Annotated in this window: 20 protein-coding genes and 1 pseudogene; 3 read left to right on the plus strand and 18 right to left on the minus strand. The window is 65.2% G+C overall.

Translation table 11 applies throughout. The features are described from left to right. Positions 1-51: 51 nt before the first annotated feature. Positions 52-1,587 (minus strand): Do family serine endopeptidase, encoded by a 1,536-nt coding sequence (locus GGD66_RS30415; RefSeq protein ID WP_183260006.1) that lies wholly within the window; start codon positions 1,585-1,587, stop codon positions 52-54. Positions 1,588-1,795: 208 nt separating this feature from the next. Between GGD66_RS30415 and GGD66_RS30420 the strand changes: the two genes are divergently transcribed. After that, entirely contained in the window at positions 1,796-2,632 is an 837-nt protein-coding gene (locus GGD66_RS30420) for a universal stress protein (protein WP_183260008.1), read from the plus strand. 20 nt (positions 2,633-2,652) lie between these two features. On the opposite strand, the gene GGD66_RS30425 is transcribed toward GGD66_RS30420, so the two are convergent. The 10 genes from GGD66_RS30425 to GGD66_RS30470 form a co-directional block, all read right to left on the minus strand. Continuing rightward, complete coding sequence (locus GGD66_RS30425) at positions 2,653-2,865, minus strand: hypothetical protein (protein WP_063203548.1); 213 nt, start codon at positions 2,863-2,865, stop codon at positions 2,653-2,655. 282 nt (positions 2,866-3,147) lie between these two features. Then, positions 3,148-4,998 carry a bifunctional diguanylate cyclase/phosphodiesterase gene (locus tag GGD66_RS30430; RefSeq protein ID WP_210321733.1) on the minus strand — a complete coding sequence of 617 codons (1,851 nt, stop codon included), beginning with the start codon at positions 4,996-4,998 and terminating at the stop codon, positions 3,148-3,150. A 270-nt stretch (positions 4,999-5,268) separates the two neighbouring features. Further along, positions 5,269-6,006, minus strand: a complete 738-nt coding sequence (gene rpe / locus GGD66_RS30435; RefSeq protein WP_183260012.1) for a ribulose-phosphate 3-epimerase — start codon at positions 6,004-6,006, stop codon at positions 5,269-5,271. Then, a complete protein-coding gene (gene cbbX / locus GGD66_RS30440; RefSeq protein WP_183260013.1) occupies positions 6,003-6,935 on the minus strand; it encodes a CbbX protein in 933 nt (310 codons plus the stop codon). The genes rpe and cbbX overlap by 4 nt, the downstream gene beginning before the upstream one ends. Positions 6,936-7,034: 99 nt before the next feature. After that, positions 7,035-7,439, minus strand: coding sequence for a ribulose bisphosphate carboxylase small subunit (locus GGD66_RS30445; protein ID WP_018321761.1), 405 nt, complete (start codon positions 7,437-7,439; stop codon positions 7,035-7,037). Positions 7,440-7,450: 11 nt separating this feature from the next. Beyond that, positions 7,451-8,911, minus strand: a complete 1,461-nt coding sequence (locus GGD66_RS30450) for a form I ribulose bisphosphate carboxylase large subunit (RefSeq protein ID WP_183260015.1) — start codon at positions 8,909-8,911, stop codon at positions 7,451-7,453. Positions 8,912-8,949: 38 nt separating this feature from the next. After that, the gene (gene fba / locus GGD66_RS30455) at positions 8,950-10,035 is read right to left on the minus strand and encodes a class II fructose-bisphosphate aldolase (RefSeq protein WP_183260017.1); all 1,086 of its coding nucleotides are present in this window, start codon (positions 10,033-10,035) and stop codon (positions 8,950-8,952) included. Between the two features lie 12 nt (positions 10,036-10,047). Next, a complete protein-coding gene (gene tkt, locus GGD66_RS30460) occupies positions 10,048-12,066 on the minus strand; it encodes a transketolase (RefSeq protein ID WP_183260019.1) in 2,019 nt (672 codons plus the stop codon). 16 nt (positions 12,067-12,082) lie between these two features. Beyond that, positions 12,083-12,958: a phosphoribulokinase gene (locus tag GGD66_RS30465; protein ID WP_018321765.1), complete on the minus strand. Its 876-nt coding sequence runs from the start codon at positions 12,956-12,958 to the stop codon at positions 12,083-12,085. Positions 12,959-12,970: 12 nt separating this feature from the next. Then, entirely contained in the window at positions 12,971-14,008 is a 1,038-nt protein-coding gene (locus GGD66_RS30470; RefSeq protein ID WP_018321766.1) for a class 1 fructose-bisphosphatase, read from the minus strand. A 118-nt stretch (positions 14,009-14,126) separates the two neighbouring features. On the opposite strand from GGD66_RS30470, the gene GGD66_RS30475 reads away from it, so the two are divergent. Continuing rightward, positions 14,127-15,104, plus strand: coding sequence for a LysR family transcriptional regulator (locus GGD66_RS30475; RefSeq protein WP_092262524.1), 978 nt, complete (start codon positions 14,127-14,129; stop codon positions 15,102-15,104). Between the two features lie 229 nt (positions 15,105-15,333). Here GGD66_RS30475 and GGD66_RS30480 read toward each other — a convergent pair whose 3' ends face one another. Both GGD66_RS30480 and rfbC read right to left on the minus strand, forming a co-directional pair. Further along, on the minus strand, positions 15,334-16,230 hold the full coding sequence (locus GGD66_RS30480; protein WP_183260021.1) for an NAD(P)-dependent oxidoreductase: 897 nt from the start codon (positions 16,228-16,230) through the stop codon (positions 15,334-15,336). After that, positions 16,227-16,751, minus strand: a complete 525-nt coding sequence (gene rfbC, locus GGD66_RS30485) for a dTDP-4-dehydrorhamnose 3,5-epimerase (protein WP_183260022.1) — start codon at positions 16,749-16,751, stop codon at positions 16,227-16,229. The genes GGD66_RS30480 and rfbC overlap by 4 nt, the downstream gene beginning before the upstream one ends. Positions 16,752-16,903: 152 nt before the next feature. Between rfbC and GGD66_RS30490 the strand changes: the two genes are divergently transcribed. After that, positions 16,904-18,136 carry a class I SAM-dependent methyltransferase gene (locus GGD66_RS30490; protein ID WP_183260023.1) on the plus strand — a complete coding sequence of 411 codons (1,233 nt, stop codon included), beginning with the start codon at positions 16,904-16,906 and terminating at the stop codon, positions 18,134-18,136. Positions 18,137-18,150: 14 nt separating this feature from the next. Here the strand turns inward: GGD66_RS30490 and GGD66_RS30495 are convergent, their stop codons facing one another. From GGD66_RS30495 to GGD66_RS41675, 5 genes and pseudogenes are all read right to left on the minus strand, one after another. Further along, positions 18,151-18,348 (minus strand): hypothetical protein, encoded by a 198-nt coding sequence (locus tag GGD66_RS30495; protein WP_026202615.1) that lies wholly within the window; start codon positions 18,346-18,348, stop codon positions 18,151-18,153. Positions 18,349-18,486: 138 nt separating this feature from the next. Further along, a complete protein-coding gene (locus tag GGD66_RS30500; protein ID WP_018321773.1) occupies positions 18,487-18,906 on the minus strand; it encodes a hypothetical protein in 420 nt (139 codons plus the stop codon). A 149-nt stretch (positions 18,907-19,055) separates the two neighbouring features. After that, the gene (locus GGD66_RS30505) at positions 19,056-20,249 is read right to left on the minus strand and encodes an MFS transporter (RefSeq protein WP_183260024.1); all 1,194 of its coding nucleotides are present in this window, start codon (positions 20,247-20,249) and stop codon (positions 19,056-19,058) included. A 51-nt stretch (positions 20,250-20,300) separates the two neighbouring features. Then, positions 20,301-20,921: a TetR/AcrR family transcriptional regulator gene (locus GGD66_RS30510; RefSeq protein WP_092262511.1), complete on the minus strand. Its 621-nt coding sequence runs from the start codon at positions 20,919-20,921 to the stop codon at positions 20,301-20,303. 1,224 nt (positions 20,922-22,145) lie between these two features. After that, positions 22,146-22,405: pseudogene (locus GGD66_RS41675) on the minus strand (hypothetical protein); the annotation flags it as partial. Positions 22,406-22,483: the final 78 nt, after the last annotated feature.

The raw sequence follows: 22,483 nt of genomic DNA on the forward strand, positions 1-22,483 counted from the left end.
AAGGCGGCCACGAGGGCCGCCTTTCTTGATCTATGCCGATCGAGGTTCGCCTCAGGCGAGTGGGACCGCGACGAAGCGGGTCGCCTGTGCGCCTCTGACCTGCAACAGCACACTGCGCTTGCCGGACGATTTGGCTTGCGCCAGCTCGGAACGGACGTCGCCGACATTGGCGACGGCCTTGCCGCCGACATTGAGGATGACGTCGCCGGTCTGGATGCCGCGCTGCGCCGCCGGCCCTTGCGGATCGACTTCGGTGACGACAACGCCCTTCTGGCCAGCGCCCTGGACGTCACCGGCCGGAGCCAAAGCAAGACCGAGGCGCGGCGTGCCGGGGCCCGGCTGGTCCTTGCCAACATCGGCCTTGGCCTGCCTTTCGTTCGGCAGTTCGCCGAGCGCGAGCGTCACCGTCTTGCTGTCGCCTTTGTGGAAGACGTCGAGCTTCACTGAGCTGCCAGGCGCAAGGGTCGCGATCGTGCGGGCGAGGTCGCGCGAATCCTTGATCGCGGTGCCGTTGACGGCGGTGATGACGTCACCCGCCTCGATGCCGGCCTTGGCCGCCGGGCTGCCATCCTGGGGATTGTCGACGATCGCACCGCGCGCCTCCTTCAGGCCGAGGCTGTCGGCAATCTCGGCGGTAACCGGCTGCACTTGCACGCCGAGCCAGCCACGGGTCACCGCGCCCTTGTCCTTCAGCTGCGCAACGACGAGCTTTGCGGTCGAGGCCGGAATGTCGAAGCCGATGCCGACCGAGCCGCCGGAGGGCGAGAAGATCGCGGTGTTCACGCCGATCACGTTGCCGCTCATGTCGAAGGCCGGGCCGCCGGAATTGCCCTTGTTGATGGGCGCATCGATCTGGATGAAGTCGTCATAGGGGCCGTTGCCGATGTCGCGGCCGCTGGCCGAGACGATGCCGGCAGTCACGGTGCCGCCGAGACCGAAGGGATTGCCGACCGCAACCACCCAGTCGCCGATGCGCGGCTTCTGGTCGGAGAATTTGACGAACGGAAAATCCTTCTTGCCGTCAACCTTGATCAGCGCGAGATCGGTCTTCGGATCGGTGCCGACGACCTTGGCGGTGTAGCTCGTGCCGTCATCCATGGTCACCTGCACCGACTCGGCGTGGTCGACGACGTGGTTGTTGGTCACGGCATAGCCGTCGGCGGAGATGAAGAAGCCGGAGCCTTCGCCCGTGATCATCTGATGGCGCTGGCGCGGCATGCCGTTCATGCCGCCCGGACCACGGAAGCCGAACTGCCGCGAGAACTGGTCGAACGGGGTGTCCTCGTCCTGATCCATCCGGTTCTGCTGCAGCATCGCGCTCTTGTCGTTGTCCTGGTCGATCTTGACCCGTACCGAGATGACGGCGGGTTTGACCTTGCTGACGAGGTCACCAAAGCCCGGCGGCGTCGCAGCGGATTCGGCGGCCTCGGCCGGGGTAATGAAGGAGCTCGGACCGAACGGCGAAGAGCCGGGAGCAGCCGCCAGCACGGCCACGCCGAGCGCGGCCACGGTGCCGAGCAGCGCAAGCCGGCGCGGCCTCAAGATCCTGCGGGACGTCGTGGTGTCGGAATTGACGCGATCGTTCATGTCGAAATGTCCATGTTGGATAAGGTGTCGCCTTGCCTCCAACATGGCCATCGTCACCTTACGACGTCCCGTCCATCCGATTAAATCTTGGCAAACAATGCGCGCGCCCCAGCGGAAGTCCTCCCCTGCGCATTTGATGCAGCTCAACGCGTGCCCTTCCGGCGGTGAAAAACTGCGGCCACCGGCTGATGTTCATCGGAGGCGCGCCATGTACAAAGACATTCTCGTTCACATCCCCACCGAACGTCCCATGCGTTCCGCGATCGACGGCTCGATTTCGCTCGCGGCGCAGTTCAACGCCCATCTCGACGCAGTTGCGATCGGCTATGTCGCAACCAGTGCGGCTTACGTAATGGAGGGCGGCGCCGCGGTGGCGGCCGTGTTCGAACTGGAGCGCGAGCGCGCAGTCGAGCGGGCCGAGGCCGCGCTCGCGGTGTTTGGCATCGAAGCGGCGAACGCCGGCATCTCCTACGGCTGCCGCGCGCTGGGCGCGATCCCGGTGGATGCGGCCGGCTCGCTCGGCGAGATGGCGCGACTGCACGACCTCAGCGTCGTGCTGCAGCCAGATCCGGCGCAAAGCTCGTTCGACAACGACGTGCCGGGCGAAATCCTGTTTCAGGCGGGCAGCCCGGTGCTGTTCCTGCCCTACACCTTCCATGGACCTTTCAAGGCGAACCGGATCGGCATCTGCTGGGACGGTAGCCGCCTCGCGGCTCGCGCCGTGCACGACGCGGCGCCGTTCCTGGCGCGCGCCGATGCGATCGTGATCATCACCATCAACGAGGCCGCCGCGGTCTCCGACGAAGCTTCAGCGAACGGCCTGGCAAGACACCTCGGCCGGCGCGGACTGTCGACCCGCACGGTCGGCCTGTCAGCGACGCGCGCCGACATCCAGCCGACCATCCTGTCACTGGCGGCCGATGAGGGGCTCGATCTCCTGGTGATGGGCGGCTACGGCCATTCGCGGTTGCAGGAGCGCGTTCTCGGCGGCGTCACCCGCGCCATGCTGCAGGCCATGACGGTCCCGACGCTGATGTCGCATTGAGCCGGGCCGGCCCGGCGCCGTCACGCGGCGACCGGGGTCTCCCACGTCGCGGGCGCGGCAGCGCCCTCGTCGTGTTGCACATTGCACGCGTCGAAATGCGCCTTGAGCTCGACCTCAGCGAGATATTCGAAATGTTCGGCCTGGCCGAGGAGTTCCCAGTTCTGTAGCGGCCGGTAGGCCGCCTGCTGACGACAGAGGGACGCCAGCGCCCGGTAGCGACGTACGTTCTCCATGAGACCCTCCCTCGCACTCACAAGGCTTATTGCCCCGATTTGCGTCAGGCCGATGGCGATTATGCAAAAGATTTGCTGCGCCCGTCGCGCGCCTGACCTCGGCTCGTTCTTGGGAAGCGCGTATCCGGGCCAAGGTTCCAAATGTCGATGACTGACACTCGGTAACCCGCCACCGGAGCCAGGGACTAAAGCACGATCCGGAAAAGTGCGCAGCGGTTTTCCGGATCATGCTTAAATAACAACCTAAAGCGCGATGACGATTCATTCTAATCGCATCGCGCTCTAGGCGTAGAGCCGGCTCTCCACGGTCATGCCGACCAGGTCGAGATAGCGCTCGATCAGGGCGGGTCGGCCGACCAGATAGCCCTGCATCTCCTCGCAGGCCTCCCCCGCCAGGAAGGCACGCTGCGCTTCCGTCTCCACCCCCTCGGCAATGACCGGGATATGCAGCGCGTGCGCGAGGCTCAGGACCGCGCGGACGATCTCGGCCGATTGCGGCGTCGCCTCGAGATTGGAGATGAAGCTGCGATCGATCTTGATCTTGTCGAACGGGAACGACTGGAGATAGGACAGCGAGGAATAGCCGGTGCCGAAATCGTCCATCGCGATGCGGATGCCGAGCGCCTTCAGCCGCCGCAGCAGATTGAGCGCGCGGGTGAAATCGCCGATCAGCACGCCCTCGGTGATCTCGACCTCGAGCCGCGTCGGCGTCAGCCCCGTCTCCAGCAGGATCTGGTGGATCGAACGTTCGAGATCGCCGGCCAGGAACTGGATCGGCGACAGATTGACGGCGACCTGCAGCGGCCGCGGCCAGGATGCCGCCTCGCGGCAGGCTTCGCGCAAGACCCATTCGCCAATCTGGACGATCAGCCCGTTCTCTTCGGCGAGCGGAATGAACTGGTCCGGCGGCACGAAGCCGCGCGTCGGGTGGTTCCAGCGCAGCAGAGCCTCGAAGCCGATGACCTCGCCATCCACCCGCGCCTGCGGCTGGAAGTAGACCAGGAACTGGTTCTGCTCCAGCGCCTGTCGCAGGTCGTGCTGCAACAGCCTGCGGTCGCGCAGCTCCTGGTCCATCTCGGATTCGAAGAAGCGCACCCGGCCCCTGCCCTCGCGCTTGGCACGATAGAGCGCCGAGTCGGCGTTGGCGAGCAGCGTGGCGGCATTCACGCCGTCGTCCGGATAGAACGCGATGCCGACGCTGAGGCCGACATGGGAGAGATAGTCGTCGACCTCCAGCTCCTGGCCGATGCTCTCGACCAGGCGCTCGGCGAGCGCCAGAACGTCATCGCGGCTGATGTCATCGGGCATCAGGATCATGAACTCGTCGCCGCCGATACGGGCGACGAAGGCGCTGTCGGCTTCCTCGGCAAGGCGGTCCGCCGCTGCCCGCATCAGCAGATCGCCGACGGGGTGGCCGAACACGTCGTTGACTTCCTTGAAGCGATCGAGATCGAGGCTGAGCACGGCAAAACTGGTCGCCGCCTCCTGCGCCCGCTCCAGCCGTTCGCCGAGCACGGCGTTGAAGGCGCTGCGGTTCGGCAGGTCGGTCAACGCATCATGATGCGCAAGATGGCTAATGCGTTCGCGGGTGGTGACGCGCTCGGTGACGTCCTCGATCACACCGACCAGATATTGCGGTTCGCCGGCGCCATCCGCGATCAGCATCTTGCGTGAATTGACCACACGGTCGTGGCCCTTGACGCCGATGTCGAGCAGATGCTCCTCGAGGAACATCGGCATGCCGCTGGCAACGACTCGACGATCCTGTTCAATGACTACGCGCGCGACGTCGGCCGGGAATATCTCTTCAGGTGTTCGGCCGAGCATCTGTTCGCGCGGCACGCCGTAATAGTCTTCCCCGGCGCGGTTGAGCAGGATATAGCGCGAACTCTTCGCGCATTTCGCGAAGACGGCGATCGGAATGTTCTCGACGATGGTGTCGAGGAATTCCTGGGTTCGCAGCAGATCAAGCTCGACCTCATCGTGCGTGTGAGCGCGTGCGTCGGTCATCCGCTGGCGGTCGCGATCGCTCGCGTCATAGGCCGCGCTGACAAGCTCGCCCAGCTTGAGGACGTCGACATGTCCGGCCGCATCGGTCGCGCAGCGAAGCTGCTCGGCGAACAAGCGATGCATGCTCACGCCATCGCCCCATGCCGCGCGCAGGCCTCATGCCTGGCAATAGCCTTGATCCGCATCCCCGCGCTCTCTTGGCATTCCTGCACGCAGGTTGCGATGCACAGCATTGCGCGAGCGTTAATCGAATTTTCGCCTCGAATGCGTTGGTTACCCCGACCTGAAAGACGCGATCGCTTTTTGCCGCAACCTCCGTGGAACCCCGGAGATATGTGCCACGCCGTGGGACAACCGGCACGGGCGGATCTTCCGGCTTGCGCCTTCCGTAGTCTACCGGATACGGCCTGCCTCGCTGACGCGTAGCGGCTGCGTAGAATTATCTTGCCGCTTCACAACCCGGCCTGTCTCGGCGGCGACGCGGATGGCCTCGATATTCGCGGCATATTCGGCAACGCTCTTGCCGCGGAACACGGCGGAACCCGCCACCAGCGTATCGGCGCCCGCGGCCGCCACGGCAGCGGCATTGTCGCGCGTGACACCGCCATCGACCTCCAGCCGGATCGGCCGGTCGCCGATCATGGCTTTGATCCGTTCGATCTTCTCGAGCTGGGATTCGAGGAAGGACTGGCCGCCAAATCCCGGATTGACCGTCATCACCAGCACGAGATCGATGCGGTCGAGCACATATTCGATCGCGCTCTCGTGAGTCGCGGGACACAGGCTGACGCCGGCTTTCTTGCCGAGGGCATGGATGGCCTGCAGCGAGCGGTCGAGATGGGCGCCGGCTTCGGCGTGAATCGTGATGACGTCAGCCCCGGCCTTTGCGAACGCCTCGAGATAGGGATCGACAGGCGCGATCATGAGATGCACGTCGAATATCTTCTTCGTCGTCGGGCGGATCGCCTTGATGACATCGGCACCGAAGCTGATGTTGGGCACGAAGTGTCCGTCCATGACGTCGCAATGGATCCAATCGGCGCCGGCCGTGTCGATTGCGGCGATCTCCTCGCCGAGGCGCGCGAAATCCGCGGCCAGGATCGAGGGAGCAATCATGATCTCTCTGGTCATGGCTTTGCACTCCGCGCATCGGCGCCACCGCTGAAGACGCGGCTCGCCAGGACGTCCATGGGATCGATGGTTTCGAGATCGTCGACATCGAGCATACGGTCGAGGTCGGACACCAGGCGATCGGCCTGCCGCAAGCGGATGCGGTCGACGGCGTTGCGGATCGAACGCGCATTGGAGAAGAACGGCTGAGTTCGACGCAATGCGATGTATTTCTCGAACGCCTCACGGGCCGTGGCCGAAAAGCGATAGCCCCGCTCCTTCAGCATCAGCTCGGCAATGACGAGCAACTCGGCCTCCGCATAATCAGGGAATTCGATGTGGTGGGCGATGCGCGAGCGGAAGCCGGGATTGGAGGCGAAGAAGCTCGTCATGCGCTCGCCATAGCCGGCGAGGATCACGACGAGGTCTTCGCGCTGGTTCTCCATCACCTGGAGCAGGATCTCGATGGCCTCCTGACCGTAGTCGCGCTCGTTGTCGGGGCGATGCAGATAATAGGCTTCGTCGATGAACAGCACGCCGCCCATCGCCTTCTTCAGGATCTCCTTGGTCTTCGGCGCAGTGTGGCCGATATATTGGCCGACGAGATCGTCGCGCGTCACCGAGATCACCTGCCCGCGCCGCACGAAGCCGAGCCCGTGCAGGATCTTGGCCATGCGCAGCGCGACGGTCGTCTTGCCGGTGCCGGGATTGCCGGTGAACGACATGTGCAGCGTCGGCGGAGCCGATGCCAGGCCCGCGCGCTGCCTGATGCGCTCGATCAGCAGCAGCGAGGCGATCTGGCGCACGCGGTTCTTCACCGGCTTCAATCCGATCAGCTCCTGCTCGAGCTGCTGCAGCGTGTCGGTGATCCCGGCTGCCTCGGCTTCCTTGCGGAGATCGAATTGGGTCTCGTTGGACTCAGTCGTGGTTGCGTGGGGAACATCGAGCATGGCTACCCTCGAAGAAAAGAGCTTCGCCGCGGGGGAGCGGCGAAGCAGTTGGTCCGCCAAGGATGCGGAGCAGGGAGAGCTCCGCGCGGAAGCGGATCGTTAAGTCGACGCGTGGGCTGGTTTCCGCACAGTGGTGTAACGGATCGCGCGGCCGCCCACCTCTTGCCGCACCAGCTCGAACTCCGCCTCATGCGGAGGCCGATTGACGAGGAAGGAGATCCGCACCGATTCCCAGCCGTGACTGGAATCGAAGCCGCTGATGCGGATGTACTTGTTGCCATACACCCTGCGGCACTCCGCGAGCTCCATCATCACGCCGGCGGCGTCCTGGAGGTCGAACATCGGCAGGCCCCACATCTCCCAATAGGTGTTGCGGGGATGAGGATCGTCGGTGAATTCGATATTCACCGCCCAACCGTTGCCAAGGCAATATTGCACCTGCTTATAGATCTGGTCGTCGGTGAGATCGGGCAGGAACGAAAAGCAACCCTGAGTGAGTTTCATGCTGCGTCTCCTCAAACGGTTTCGAGCGCGGTCGGCACGAAGTCCGGCGTGTCGGTGGATTGATAATTGAACGTCACGTCCTTCCAGACCTCGAGCGCGGCCTTCAGCGGTGTGCAGGTCTCGGCCGCCCTAGCCAGGATCTCGGGCCCCTCGTGGACGTAGTCGCGGCCCTCATTCCGGGCGAGGATCATCGCTTCCAGCGCCACGCGGTTGGCGATCGCGCCGGCCGCAATGCCCATGGGATGGCCGATGGTGCCGCCGCCGAATTGCAGCACGACGTCTTCGCCGAGCAGGTCGAGCAGCTGATGCATCTGGCCGGCATGGATGCCGCCGGAGGCGACCGGCATCATCTTGTTCAGGCTCGCCCAGGACTGGTCGAAGAACAGGCCGTGCTCGAGCTTGGTCGGGTTGAAGTCCTCGCGGCAGACATCGTAATAGCCGCGCGTGGTGTTGGGATCGCCTTCCAGCTTGCCGACCACCGTGCCGGCATGGATGTGATCGACACCCGCGAGCCGCATCCATTTGGCGATGACGCGGAACGACACGCCATGGCTCTTCTGCCGCGTGTAGGTCGAGTGACCGGCGCGATGCAGATGCAGGATCATGTCGTTGCGCCGCGCCCATTTGGCCATCGACTGGATCGCGGTGTAGCCGATCACGAGGTCGATCATGACGATGCACGATCCGAGCTCCTTGGCGAACTCGGCGCGCTCATACATGTCCTCCATCGTACCCGCGGTGACGTTCAGGTAAGTGCCTTTGACCTCGCCCGAAGCCGCCTGCGCGCGGTTCACCGCCTCCATGCAGTAGAGGAAACGGTCGCGCCAGTGCATGAAGGGCTGCGAGTTGATGTTCTCGTCGTCCTTGGTGAAGTCGAGTCCGCCTTTCAGCGCCTCGTACACCACGCGGCCATAGTTGCGGCCCGAAAGCCCGAGCTTCGGCTTCACCGTCGCTCCCAGCAGCGGCCGGCCGAACTTGTCGAGCCGTTCGCGCTCGACCACGATGCCGGTCGCCGGCCCCTGGAAGGTCTTCACATAGGCGACAGGGAAACGCATGTCTTCCAGCCGCAGCGCCTTGAGCGGCTTGAAGCCGAACACGTTGCCGATGATCGAGGCCGAGAGGTTCGCGATCGAGCCCGGCTCGAACAGGTCGAGGTCGTAGGCGATGTAGGCGAAATACGAGCCCGGCGTGCCCGGCACGGGATCGACGCGGTAGCATTTCGCGCGATATTTCTCCGCCGCGGTCAGGCGATCGGTCCACACCACGGTCCAGGTCGCGGTCGAGGATTCACCGGCCACTGCGGCCGACGCTTCGATCGGATCGACGCCCTCCTGCGGTGTCACGCGGAACAGCGCGATGACGTCGGTGTCCTTTGGCGTGTAATCGGGCTCCCAATAGCCCATGCGCTTGTATTCCATCACACCGGAGCGATAGCGCTCTTTGCCGCGAACCGTGCCTGCATGTGCGTTCATGTCTCTCTCCTGTTGTTTTCTCTGTTGTTTCCGATTGACTAAGCCGCAACGGGTTCGCGGGCGTCGATGCGCGGATCGAGCTCGCCGGCGCGATAGCGTCGTGCCATCTCGCTTAAGGGAACGACCTTGATCTTGCTGGCATGGCCCGCGGTGCCGAACTGCTCGAAACGGTCGCGGCAGAGTTCGCGCATCGCGTCCATTGCCGGCTTGAGGAATTTGCGCGGGTCGAACTCGGAACGCGTTTGCGCGGCGACCTTGCGGAACACGGCCGTCATCGCGAGGCGGCAGTCGGTGTCGATATTGACCTTGCGCACGCCGCTCTTGATGCCACGAACGATCTCCTCGACCGGCACGCCCCAGGTCTGGGGCATCTCTCCGCCGAACTGGTTGAACATGTCCTGCAGCGGCTGCGGCACCGAGGAGGAGCCGTGCATCACCAGATGCGTGTTCGGCAGGCGGCGGTGGATCTCCTCGACCACACGCATCGCCAGGATGTCGCCGTCCGGCTTGCGGCTGAACTTGTAGGCGCCGTGCGAGGTGCCCATCGCGATGGCGAGCGCATCGACCTTGGTCGCCCGAACGAAGTCGACTGCCTGATCGGGATCGGTCAAGAGCTGGTCGTGGCTGACCGTGCCCTCGACGCCGTGGCCATCCTCCTGCTCGCCGCCGCCGTGCTCGAGCGAGCCGAGCACGCCGAGCTCGCCTTCGACGGAAGCGCCGACCCAGTGGGCGAGATCGACGACGCGGCGCGTGATCGCGACATTGTACTCGTAATCGGCCGCCGTCTTGGCATCGGCCTTGAGCGAGCCGTCCATCATGACGGAGGTGAAGCCGTGGGCAATGGCGGAGGCGCAGGTCGCTTCGTCATTGCCGTGGTCCTGATGCATGCAGAGCGGGATGTCGGGATAGGTCCGCTCCAGCGCATCGATCATGTGCGAGAGCATGAGATCGCCGGCGTAGCTGCGCGCGCCGCGCGAGGCCTGGATGATGACGGGCGCATCGACCTCGGCCGCCGCCTGCATGATCGCGATGCCCTGCTCCATATTGTTGATGTTGAACGCCGGCACGGCATAGCCGTGGCTGGCGGCGTGATCGAGCAGTTGGCGAAGGGTGATACGGGCCACGTGAAGTCCTCCTTATTGTCGCTTGCGAGCGATCGCCCGGCGGGCGGCTTCCGCAATGCTTTGCGGTGTGATGCCGAATTCGCGGTACAGCACCGGCGCCGGCGCCGAGGCGCCGAAGCCGCGCATGCCGACGAATTCGCCCTCAGTGCCGATCCAGCGCGACCAGTCGCCCTGCACGGCCGCCTCGATCCCGACGCGCGGCGCGGTGCCGAGCACGCTGGCGCGGTATTCGTCCGGCTGCTCCTCGAACAGGGCGAAGCAAGGCGCGGACACCACGGCGGCGCGGATGTGCTCGGTCGCAAGCAGGCGGGCGGCTTCCAGTGCAATCGAGACTTCCGAGCCGGTTGCGATCAGTGTCACGTCGCGTCCGCCATCCGGCGAGACGACGAGATAGGCGCCGTGTGCGACGCGGTTTCTGCCGCGCGCATCGCTACGGAAGGTCGGTAACGCCTGCCGCGACAGGCACAGCACAGACGGACGATTCTCGGAATTGAGCGCGCAGTCCCAGGCCTCCAGCGTCTCCACCGCGTCGGCGGGACGGAACACCAGCAGGTTCGGGATCACCCGCAGCGCGGCAAGGTGTTCGACCGGCTGGTGCGTCGGGCCGTCCTCGCCGAGGCCAATGGAGTCGTGGGTCATCACATGGATGACGCGCAGCCGCATCAGCGCCGCAAGGCGGATCGCCGGCCGGCTATAGTCGGAGAACGCGAGGAACGTGCCGCCGTACGGGATGAAGCCGCCGTGCAGCGCGAGGCCGTTCATCGCGGCGGCCATGCCGTGCTCGCGAATGCCGTAGTGGATGTAGTCGCCGCCGAACGCGCCATTCTTGACCGGAGCCTGCACCTTGGCGTGCGTCAGATTCGAATGCGTCAGGTCCGCGGAGCCGCCGACCAGGCCGGCAATCGTCCCGGCGATGCCGTCGAGCACCTGTTGCGAGGCCTGCCGCGTCGCGAGCTTCGGCCGCTCGGACGCAAAGCGTTCGCGCAATTTCGCCGCGGCCATCGCATAGGCGGCTGGCAGGGCAACCGCCTTGCCTTCGATGAACATGTCGCGCTGCTCGGCCGTCGCGCATTCATAGCGATCGAGCCAGGCGAGCCGATCGACCTGGCCGCGTTGCCCGATCATCCGCCACGCCTTCTGGACGGTAACAGGCACCACGAAGGGCTGATAGTCCCAGCCCAACGTCCGGCGCGCCGCCGCGGTCTGCTCGGTGCCGAGCGGCGCACCATGGGCTTTCTCCGTGCCCTGCCGATCAGGCGCGCCGTAGCCGATGATGGTGCGACAGGCGATCAACGACGGCTTTGCGGTCTCGCGTTCCTCTGCGATTGCCTGCGCAATCGCTTCGGGATCGTGGCCGTCGATGCTGCGCACCGACCAGCCGGAGGCGGCGAAACGCGCGAGTTGGTCGTCGGACGTTGCCAGCGAGGTCGGCCCGTCGATCGAGATCCCGTTGTCGTCGAACAGCACGATCAGGCGGCCAAGCCCGAGATGGCCGGCGAGCGAGATTGCCTCCTGGCTGAGGCCCTCCATCAGGCAGCCATCACCGGCGATGACATAGGTGAAATGATCGACGAGACCGTCGCCATGTCGCGCATTGGCCATCCGCTCGGCGAGCGCCATGCCGACCGCGGTCGCGATCCCCTGCCCGAGCGGGCCTGTCGTCATCTCGACGCCCGGCGTGTGACCATATTCGGGATGGCCCGGCGTCTTCGAGCCCCATTGCCGGAAGGCCTTGATGTCATCGAGGCTGACGTCGCCGCCGGTCAGATGCAGCAGTGCGTAGAGCAGCATCGAGCCGTGGCCCGCCGACAGCACGAAGCGGTCGCGGTCCGGCCAGTTGGGGTGCGCCGAGTCGAACTTCAGGAAGCGCGAGAACAGCACGGTTGCGACGTCGGCCATGCCCATGGGCAGGCCGGGATGGCCGGACTGCGAGGTCTCGATGGCGTCGACCGCGAGGAAGCGGACGGCGTTGGCGAGATCGTTGTGCGTGACCGCCGTGAGGTCGGCTTCGGCGTGGACGGAGATGTTCATCGGATTCTCTCCTGGTTCACTTCAAGCTGCGCTTGCGCTCGATGAGCTGCATGATCAGCGGCGTCAGGATCAGCTGCATCGCGAGATCGAGCTTTGCGCCGGGGCACACGATCGAGTTCGCGCGCGACATCCAGCTCTGCGGCAGCATCGAGAGGAGATAGGGGAAGTCGATACCGCGCGGGTTCTTGAAGCGGATCACGACCATCGATTCGTCCGGCGTCGGGATCCAGCGCGCGATGAACGGATTGGAGGTGTCCACCGTCGGCACGCGCTGGAAGTTGATGTCGGTCTCGGTGAATTGCGGGCAGATGTAGTGGATGTAGTCGGGCATCCGCCGCAGGATGGTGTCGGTGACCGCCTCGGTCGAATAGCCGCGCGCGCTGCGATCGCGGTGCAGCTTCTGGATCCATTCGAGATTGATGACCGGCACGACGCCGATCTTGAGGTCGGCATAGCGCGCGACATTGACCTTGTCGGTGACGACGGCGCCGTGCAGGCCCTCATAGAACAACAGGTCCGAATTCTCCGGCAGCCGCTTCCAGTCGGTGAAGGTGCCGGGTGCCGCGCCATGCAGCGCGGACTCCTCGGCGTCATGCACGTAATGCCGTGTCGTCGCCGTGCCGGTCTCGCCATAGTCGCGGAACGCGCGCTCCAGCTCCTCGAACAAATTGGTCTCGGGGCTGAAATGGCTGAAATGCTTGTTGCCGCGATCGGCCTCCTTCGCCATCTGCGCGCGCATCTCGGCGCGGTCGTAGCGATGAAACGCGTCACCCTCGATGTAGGCCGCGTTGACCTTCTCGCGGAAAAATATCTGCTCGAAGGTCTTCTTGACCGAGGTGGTGCCGGCGCCGGAGGAGCCGGTGATGGAGATGATCGGATGCTTTCTGGACATCGGGCGCCCTCCTTACAGCCGGAAGAATCCGCGCCGCGCGAACAGCGGCGCTGAGACGCTGGCGACCAGCAGCGGATCGCAATGCAGCTCCTCGACCCGGCGCACCTCGTTGCTCGATCCCATGATCAGCGGCACGCGCTGGTGCAGGCTCTGCGCCGAGAGATCGAGGATGCGCTCGCGCCCCGTCGTGGCGGAGCCGCCGGCCTGCTCGATGATCATAGCCATCGGATGCGCCTCGTAAGTCAGGCGCAGGCGGCCGTCGCCGTAGCCGGCACGCGCGTCCGAGGGATAGAGGAAGATGCCGCCGCGGGTGAGGATGCGGTAGGCCTCGGCGACCAGCGAGCCGACCCAGCGCATGTTGAAATTGTGGTTGGCAGGCCCCTCGACGCCGGCGAGGCACTCGTCGACGAAGGCACGCACCGGCGAATCCCAGTGCCGGCGGTTCGACGCATTGATCGCGAACTCCTCGCAGGCCTCGGCGATCTGCGCGCCGCTGCGCGCGAGGCGGAAGCAGCCCGCCTTGCGATCGAGCGTGAAGATATCGACGCCTTCGCCGAGCGTCAGCACCAGGGAGGTCTGCGGCCCGTAAGTGACGAAGCCTGCCGCAAGCTGCGCCGAGCCGCGTTGATGGAAGGCGAGCGAGAGATCATCGGGCGCCGGCAGGATCGAGAAGATCGTGCCGACCGTCATGTTGATGTCGATGTTGGAGGAGCCGTCGAGCGGATCGATCGCAATGCAGATCTTCGCCTCGCGATCGCCGATCTGGGCCTCGCGCATCTCTTCCGACGCGAGCGCCGCGACCGGCAGCTTGCTGAGGCAGCGGCGCAGGATCGCATCCGCCTGCACGTCGAGATCGCGCTGGACGTCGCCGTCGCTGTTGCGGCCGGTGGTCAGGCCGGAAGCGTCCGCGAGATCGCCGGTGGCGATCAGGTCGGCGATCTCGATCGCCGCTGCCGCGATGGCATCGACCGCAGCCGCCACGGCGAGCGCGTGAGGTGCGGTCTCGGAATACCGTTGAAGGTGGTCGTCCAGCCTCAGTTGCCCGGTCATCTGCGCATCCCCTTTGCCGGCGCCGTATCCAGTTCCCTCCCCTCTGGAGGTCGGTACGGTCAGTCCCGGCATCAGGAGATTGACAGGGGCAGCTTAATAAGGAAAATTTCTATTCATAATGAGCGTCAAAGAATTTTCTTATAATGGCCCTGGCCACGCGGCGGCCCAGCTCCGGCATCTGACGATCCGGCAGCTGCGTTCGCTTGCGGCGCTCTCGGCCAAGGGCAGCGTGACGGCCGCGTCCGGCCATCTCGGGCTGACCCAGCCGGCCGTGACCCAGCAACTCCGGCAGCTTCAGGACCTCGCCGGCCTGCCGCTGGTGCAGCGGACCGGCGACGGCATGCTGCTGACCGAGGCGGGCAAGGAGGTGCTGACGCTGGCCGAACGCGTCGAGGCCGCCATCATGGACTGCCAGGGCGCCCTCGATCTGCTCGCCGGGCGGACCGGCGGCATAGTGCATCTCGGCGCGGTCTCGACCGCGAAATATTTCGTGCCGCATGCGATCGCGGCGTTCTCCAAGCGGTACCCCAAGATCGAGATCAAGCTCACCATCGGCAATCGCGAGGAGATCCGCGAGGCCATGCACGGCTATGACCTCGATTTCGCGGTGATGGGTCGGCCACCGGCCGACGTCACGGTCGACGTCCGCCAGCTCGGGCGCAATCCGCACATCATCGTCGCGCGCAAGGGACACTGGCTGGAGAACGATTCCGGCCTCAACCTGACCGACCTCGTGCACGAGACCTTCCTCACCCGCGAACCCGGTTCGGGCACACGGACGCTGATGGAGGGCATGTTCCAGAAGTCCGATCTCGAGCCGATCATCGGCATGGAGATGAGCAGCAACGAGACCATCAAGCAGGCCGTCATCGCCGGGCTCGGCATCGCCTTTATCTCGGCCCACACGGTGGCGCATGAGCTCACCGAGGGCCGGCTCATCGTGCTCGACGTCGCGGGGCTGCCGATCGTGCGGCAATGGTACGTGATCCGCCGCAGCGACAAGGTGCTGCTGCCGCCGGCGCAGGCGATGTTCGATTTTCTGGGCTCGGAAGGGTCGAACTATCTGCCCGACGTGCCCGAGTTCGGCGCGCGATAACCAGCCCGCGTTCAGCTCATCAGCTTCATGGCAACGGTCGCCGCCAGAATCACGATGATCTGAAGCAGACGCTCGGTCGTGAAGATGCGGTTGAACGTGATCATTGCTTGCCCCGGCCGACGTGAGGGAGATTTCGGTCGGCCCGTTGCTAGCACAGGCACCCAGCCAGACAACTCCGTAATTGCCACGGGTGCCGCTTGCCGCCGGCCTGTTGCGAGGAGATCGCACGTCATCCCCTCCCCGGCAGACGGTCGATCCACCATGCGAGATCGCGCGCGGCGCCCTCCTCGAATCCGATGACCGGCACGCCCGCAGTCACGCCGCGGAGGTGGCGGACGTCGGCGGCAATGATCGGCTCGGCGTCGACTCCCATTGCATCAACGGCGCCGAACCTGACCAGATGCCGTGCCTTGAGGAGACCTGCGACATGCTCGATCACGCTGCGCAGGCTGCGCGTCTCGCCACTGGCGAGATTGACGACGCCGGAGATTTCGCTGTCGAGCACGGCGGCGATCATCTGCGCGAGGTCATCGACATAGACGAAATCGCGCAGCTGCCCGCCATGCGAGCAATCGAAGTTCGCTCCTGCGCGAAGGCTCCGGATCAGCGAAGGGATCAGGCGCGCCTCGGGCTCGTGCGGCCCGAACGGGACAAACACCCGGCCCCAGGCGGCGCCCGCCGCGACATAGGCCTCGGCCGTAGCGAGCTTGGCTCGTCCGTACAATGTCGTCGGACGGCATTGGCTGGTGCGTTCCTCACAGAGGCCGCTCTGCGGTCCGTATTCGAAGCAGCTTCCGATGCCGAGGATGCGCTTGGTGCCGCAGGCTCGCGCCCGTGACAACAGGTCAATGCTCGCCTCTGCCCAGAGACGGTTGACTGGATCCTCGCGATAACGGCCCGGCCGGGCTTCCCAAGCGAGATGAACCAAATGGGTCGGACGCGATGCGGATAGCGCATGCGCGCGGCCGGCTTCGGTGAGAAGATCGACCGCGTGCCACGTTACGCCGGCCATCGTCGGTTGAGCCGCGCGCGCGATGCCGTGGACCTCGAAGCCGCGAACAGCCAGCACAGGCAGCAGCGCCCGGCCGATGAAGCCCGACGCGCCCGTGACCAGCACCCGCCTCATGCGAGACACGGCAGCGCGCGGTCGCGCGCGGACAGGATCGGATCGGCAAGCGGCCAATCGATCGCCAGCGATGGATCGTCCCAGCGAATGCCCGCCGCGCCTTGCGCGTCATAGGGCACATCGATGCAGTACATCAACTCGGTCCCATCGACGAGCGTCTGGAAGCCGTGCGCGCATCCAGCGGGAATGAACACCGCATTGCGGCGATCGGCGGCGAGCTCGACCGAGCACCATTGTCCGTAGGTCGGCAGCGAGCGACGCAAATCGACGATCACGTCGAAGGCGTGGCCGGCCACGCACCGCACCAGCTTGGCCTCCGGCCGGCCCGCCTGGTAGTGCAGGCCCCGCAATGTGCCGGCGCGCTCGTTATGCGAGAGGCTGTGTTGCGCGAAATGCGTCGGCAGGCCCTGCGCCGCGAAGGCCTCAGTGTCGAACAGCCGGGCGAAGAATCCGCGCGCGTCGGTCTCCGGCTCGATCCCGATTTCAATTACGCCTGGGAGAGCCAATGCAGTGAACTTCATCCCGGGCCTCCGCGCCGCGACGCCGCCGTTGCGAACGTCGGTTCACCGAAACGCCTTTTCGGTTGCATCATGCGCAACCTTGTCGGAATTTCCGTGGCTTGAGAGAATTCACTAACAGCCGCGGCACGACGGCACAACGGGACGATCCGTTCATGGACAGGCACCGATGCCGCTTTTGCGCGCAGGAGCTCGACGAGACCTTCGTCGATCTCGGCCTGTCGCCTCTGGCGAATTCTTATCTGCCGCCGGAGCAGGCGGATGCGACCGAGCCGACCTATCCGCTGCATGCCCGTGCGTGCGGTGCCTGCGGGCTGGTGCAGCTTCCGCAATTCGAGCCGGCGGCCAACATCTTCGCGCAGTATCTCTACTACTCGTCCTATTCCGAGAGCTGGCTGCGACACGCGGAGAGTTACGCCGCCGAGATGATCACCCGCGCGAAGCTCGGCGCAGCGTCCGAGGTGATCGAGATCGCCAGCAATGACGGATATCTGCTGCAATATTTCCAGCGCGCCGGCATCCGCGCGCTCGGAATCGAGCCGGCCAGCGGTCCGGCAGCCGCTGCGACCGCCAAGGGGATCCCGACCCGGACCTGCTATTTCGGCCGCGATGTCGCGACCGCGCTGCGCGCCGAAGGCCACAGGCCCGAGCTGATCGTCGCCAACAACGTGTTGCCGCACGTTCCCGACATCAACGATTTCGTCGTGGGCCTGCGCATTCTCCTGCCCGAGACCGGGCGCGCGACGCTGGAGCTTCCGCATCTGTTGCATCTGATCGAAGCCATCCAGTTCGACACGATCTATCACGAGCACCTGTCGTACTTCTCGCTCGCGACCCTCGATAAGGTGTTTCGCGCACACGCCTTGCGCGTTTTCGACGTGGATGAATTGCCGACGCATGGCGGCTCGCTCCGTCTGCACGTCTGCAGCGAGACCGCGCCTCCGAGAGCCTCGCCTGCGCTCGATAATTTGCGCCGGCGCGAGGCCATGGCGGGGCTCGACCAGCCCGCGATCTATCGTGATTTTCAGGCGAAGGTGGCGGCCAAGCGCGAGACGATCCGCGACTTCCTCGTCGCGGCGGGGCGCGCGGGCAAGACGGTGCTGGCTTACGGCGCGCCCGCGAAGGGCAACACGCTGCTCAACTATTGCGGTATCACGCGCGAGCTGATTCCGTTTACCGTGGACCGCAATCCCCACAAGCAGGGCCTGCTGCTGCCGGGAACGCATCTGCCGATCCGCGATCCCGCCGCCCTGATCGCCGCCAGGCCCGATTACGTCTTCATCCTGCCTTGGAATCTGAAAGACGAGATCATCGCCCAGCTGGCGGAGGTTCGCGCCTGGGGCGGACAATTCGTGGTGCCCGCGCCCGATCTGACGATCATATCGTGAGCGATGGTTAACAATCAGGCTGCGAGCGGAGCGGCGTAGTCCGCGCGCAACGCGAAATAGGCTTCCAGCTCCGACAACGCCCGCGCTTCCCAATCCTTCGCCTGCTCCAGCAGCGACCAGCTCTGGCCCGGGCGGAACGCAGCGGTCTGGCGATAAAGCGATGCGATGCCGCGATAGCGGCGCACATTCTCCAAGATGGCTTGACCGTTCATGTCCGAAAACTCCCTCGTCATTCCCGGGGGAGAACCTGCGGCCAAATCTTTTTCGAAAAGTTAGCGGCGCGCGGCAAGCTTGCGGATGGTTGCCGGACTGTTGCGCGCAGGCAACGCGCACGGTCGTGCAAAGGCGAATTATTGCGGATTCGTTGCCGCGCTCTCGCCCGGGGACTTCAGCCCGCCCTGGCTGACGATCCTCATGGTCTCGCGGCAGAGATCGGCAAGGCCAATCAGCAGCACCGCGAGCAGGCAGAACAGGTTGATGGAATCGGTATTTGCGCTGCTCAGCGCGTTGAACTCGAAGAAGGGCGGAATGAACGCCCACCACACCAGGGGAATGGTGAACAGCGCGGCAAATCCCGCCGCCGGCGTGCCCGCAACGATGCCGAGCATGAACAGGCCGGGCAGGAATGCTGCAAAATAGAGCTTTGCGCCGAGCGCGACGCAAATGCCCTGAAAAGCAGCCGACATGGCGACAACGACGCATCCGAGCAGAAACGCCTGCCACGACCATGGCCGTACCCGCGGTACGCCAAACAGCCCCGCACGCCTCATCAGCCTCCCCCTGCCGCCCATTAACCTGGCCCGCTTGAGACCAAAGTACTACAGCGGCACCGAAATCGCGAGACGGAAATTGCGCCGCCCGCGGCTTCGTGTGCGAGCCTTGGTAAACGCCCGCATCGCACAATTGCTGCGGCCGGCGGCTATTCGGTCGCCGCATAGAGCAAGCCGATGACGGGCAGAGCGAGGCCGATGGCCGATGCGAGCGTCCAGCCGCCTTGCGCGAAAGCCCAGGCGCCGACCGCTGAGCCGGCTGCACCGGCCGCGAAGAACGTCGCCATGTAGAGCCCGTTGAGGCGGCTGCGGTGCTCGTGCCCGAGCGCGAAGATTGCGCGGAAGCCGAGCACGACGTTGCCCTGGACACCGACGTCGATGGCAATCGCCGCCGCAACCAGGCAGACCAGGTTCAGCATCGAGCCGGGCGCGCCGAGATAGGTCACGAGGAAGCCCCCGGCCGCGAGCAACATCGCGACCAGCGTCGCGATGCGGCTGTGGCCGCGATCGGCGAGCCGTCCGGCGATGGGCGCCGCGAACACGCCGGCCACGCCGGCCAGCGCGAACAACGCGATGCCGCGCTGGGTGAAGCCGAACGCGTCCGCAAGCTGGAGCGGCGCCACCGTCCAGAACAAAGTGAAGCAGCCGAACAGGCTCGCCTGGTAGAGCGCCCGGCGCCGCAGCAGCGGCGTTGCTCGCACCAGATGCGGCATCGACAGCAACAGTTCGCCATAGTGCATCCGCGTCACCGGCTTGCGGTTCGGCAGCGACATCCAGAGCACGGCCGTCAGCACGATCATCAACGCGGCGGAAGCGAAGAACACGGCGTGCCACGACAGCGCCGCGGTGACGAAGCTCGAAACCGGACGCGCCAGCATGATGCCGAGCATCAGGCCGGTCGAGACGTTGCCGACGACGCGGCCGCGGATGGCTTCCGGCGCCAGATGCGCGGCATAGGGAATGATGATCTGCACCGCGACCGAGCCGAGGCCGATGAACAGCGCGGCGATCAGGAACGGCAGCGCATGGGTGGCGAACGCGGCGGCGAGCAGGGCCGCGGCGCCGAGCGTGATGACGGAGCAGATCAGGATACGGTTCTCGACGAGATCGCCGAGCGGCACGATCAGCAGCAGCCCGGTGCCGTAGCCGATCTGCGTCATGGTGACGATCAGCCCGGCCGCTGCGTGCGACAGGCCGAGCGCGGCGCTGATCGGGGCGATCAGGGGCTGCGCGTAGTAGATGTTGGCCGCGATCATGCCACAGGCCGCGGCAAGCACGAAGGTCAGGCGCTGCGACACCGCATCCGGCCCGGGCGCGGTCTCGATCGTGGCATTCATCGTCATAACGTACGGTCTCCGGAATCGGGAACGATCGTTCCCTAACAAGTCAAAAGTTCAGGCGAGCAGTTTCATCGCGACGCCGACGAGGCGGGTCCCGTCGAGCGGCAGGCGCGCCTTGCCGACGACTCGCAGGCCCTGCGTGATGCAGATCATCAGCCGCGCGGTGTCGTCAGCCGCAACATGACCGGGAATCGAGCCGTCGGCCTGCCCTTCGCGAATGAGGCCGGCGATGAAGTCTTCGTTGGTCTTGAGCTGCGCGCCGACGCGGGCGGCGACGACGGAATCGACTGCCGACAACTCGACCGCGCTGCCGACCACGAGGCAGCCGCGCCGTCCCTCGGTGCCCTGGGACTGCGCGACATAGGACAGCAGCAAATTGCGGACCCGATCGCGTCCGTTTGTGCCACGCGCGGCGGCACTGCGGGTCTGCTCCTGGCGCCGCGCCGTATAACGCTCGAAGGCAGCCAGGAACACCGCATGCTTGTCGCGAAACGCCTTGTAGATACTCCCCGTCGCCAGCCGCATCGCCGCGGTGAGGTCGCCGATGGAGGTCGCATGATAGCCACGCTCGCGAAACACCCGCACGGCGCGATCCAGCGCCGTATCCATGTCGAATTCCCGGGGACGACCGGGCGGACGGGCGGCAGACGGGGATCGGCGGGCGGCTTTTTGCATTGCGGGTTATTAGGGAATGATTGTTTCCTAATAAAGACAATTGGTTGTGATGCCGTCATCCTGACGCGCGAGTGATGGGGCGCGAAGCGCTCCATCGGGAGCCTCGAAGGATGCACGGCCGAGCTGGCAGCCGGGCCGTCGCCCTTCGAGGCTTGCTCCGCGGCGCGGTTGCGCCGCCGAGCGCGCACCTCAGGGTGACGGTCATGGAGTGAGATCTCGCTGCTTCAGCATCGTCATTGCGATACTCTAGTGCACATCCCAGCGGCGGTGCCGTAGGGTGGGCAAAGGCGCATAGCGCCGTGCCCACGATCTCCCTCCATGAGCGACAAGGCGTGGGCACGCTGCGCTTTGCCCACCCTACGAGATCTGGTTTGTGGCATGCACTCAAGTCGCAGACACGCCTTCCCGATCTCGCGGCTTCATTCGCCCGAGCTTTGCTTCGTCTCGCTCCCCTCTCATCCAAGAGGGCGCAGGGAAGGCCGGGTGCCGGCTCGCACCCGCGGTCTGCTGCGCGAAGAGCGCACGCGCAAAGGAGACCGCACAGCAGCATACAGGTGTGGCCGATCACTCGGCCTTCCCTGCGCGATGGCTGGACGGCTTATGCCGTGATCTCCCGGGAGCCGACCATTCCTTCTGGCCTCCCTCGCCCCGCGAATTTGGATGATGCAGTCTGCCCGGTTGGGCTCGCTCGCACCTTCGCAAGGACTTGACCGTAGCAACGACGGCCAGGACCACACGGTTTTGCCGTACGCACGGCCCGCCATTTCGCCGCAGTTTTTCCAGCCCTGTCGACGAAGCCGGAAACTTACAGACGAGACGAAGCCTAGCAGCGCCGCTCATCCGCACGAAGCCTCGGGCTCACAGGGACTACCCGCCCTGCCCGCGCCTCTCGTGCCGACGCTGCCGCGTCCACCGCAGACCCGGCTCGCGACAGTGACGACCACATAGTCGCCCCTCTTGGGTGAGCCGGGATGGGCGACACATACGCCGAAACCGAATTTCGGTAAAGTGGAATATTTTTGCGCGCGTGGATTGACAGCGGCCGACACACCGACGCTCATTCCGTCATCCTGAGGTGCGAGACATGGGACGCAAGGCGTCCCATGGGGAGCCTCGAAGGATGGACGGCCACAGTCGGGCCGTCGCCCTTCGAGGCTCGCCAAAGAGGCGAGCACCTCAGGGTGACGGTGATGGAGTGCGCAATACCGGGCGAGCGGCCCCGGATTAGCTTTTCGCTCCATCCGGGCTACGGATATCCCCCTTCGGCAATACCGGCGTCCCATGCGCCGTCATCGTCACATCCTTCCGTTCCACGATCATCCCATGCCTGCGGCTGGCGGTGAACGTCGAAATTGAAGGTGGTGCGCTTGTACGAGTTGCAGAGATCGGGATCGCAGCGCGCCAGCGCGATCTCGTCGCCCGTGGTCGTGCATCTCGCGGGTGATCTCCCCCGAGGGCCCGATGATGCAACTGCCACCGATGCAGGCACAATCAAATTCCATGCCTGTGGGTATCATTGTGCAGCGGTCGGCGGCCGCGCATCACCCCCGAAAATCGTTGCG

It is taken from the genome of Bradyrhizobium sp. CIR48, from assembly GCF_014198315.1.
GTDB lineage: Bacteria > Pseudomonadota > Alphaproteobacteria > Rhizobiales > Xanthobacteraceae > Bradyrhizobium.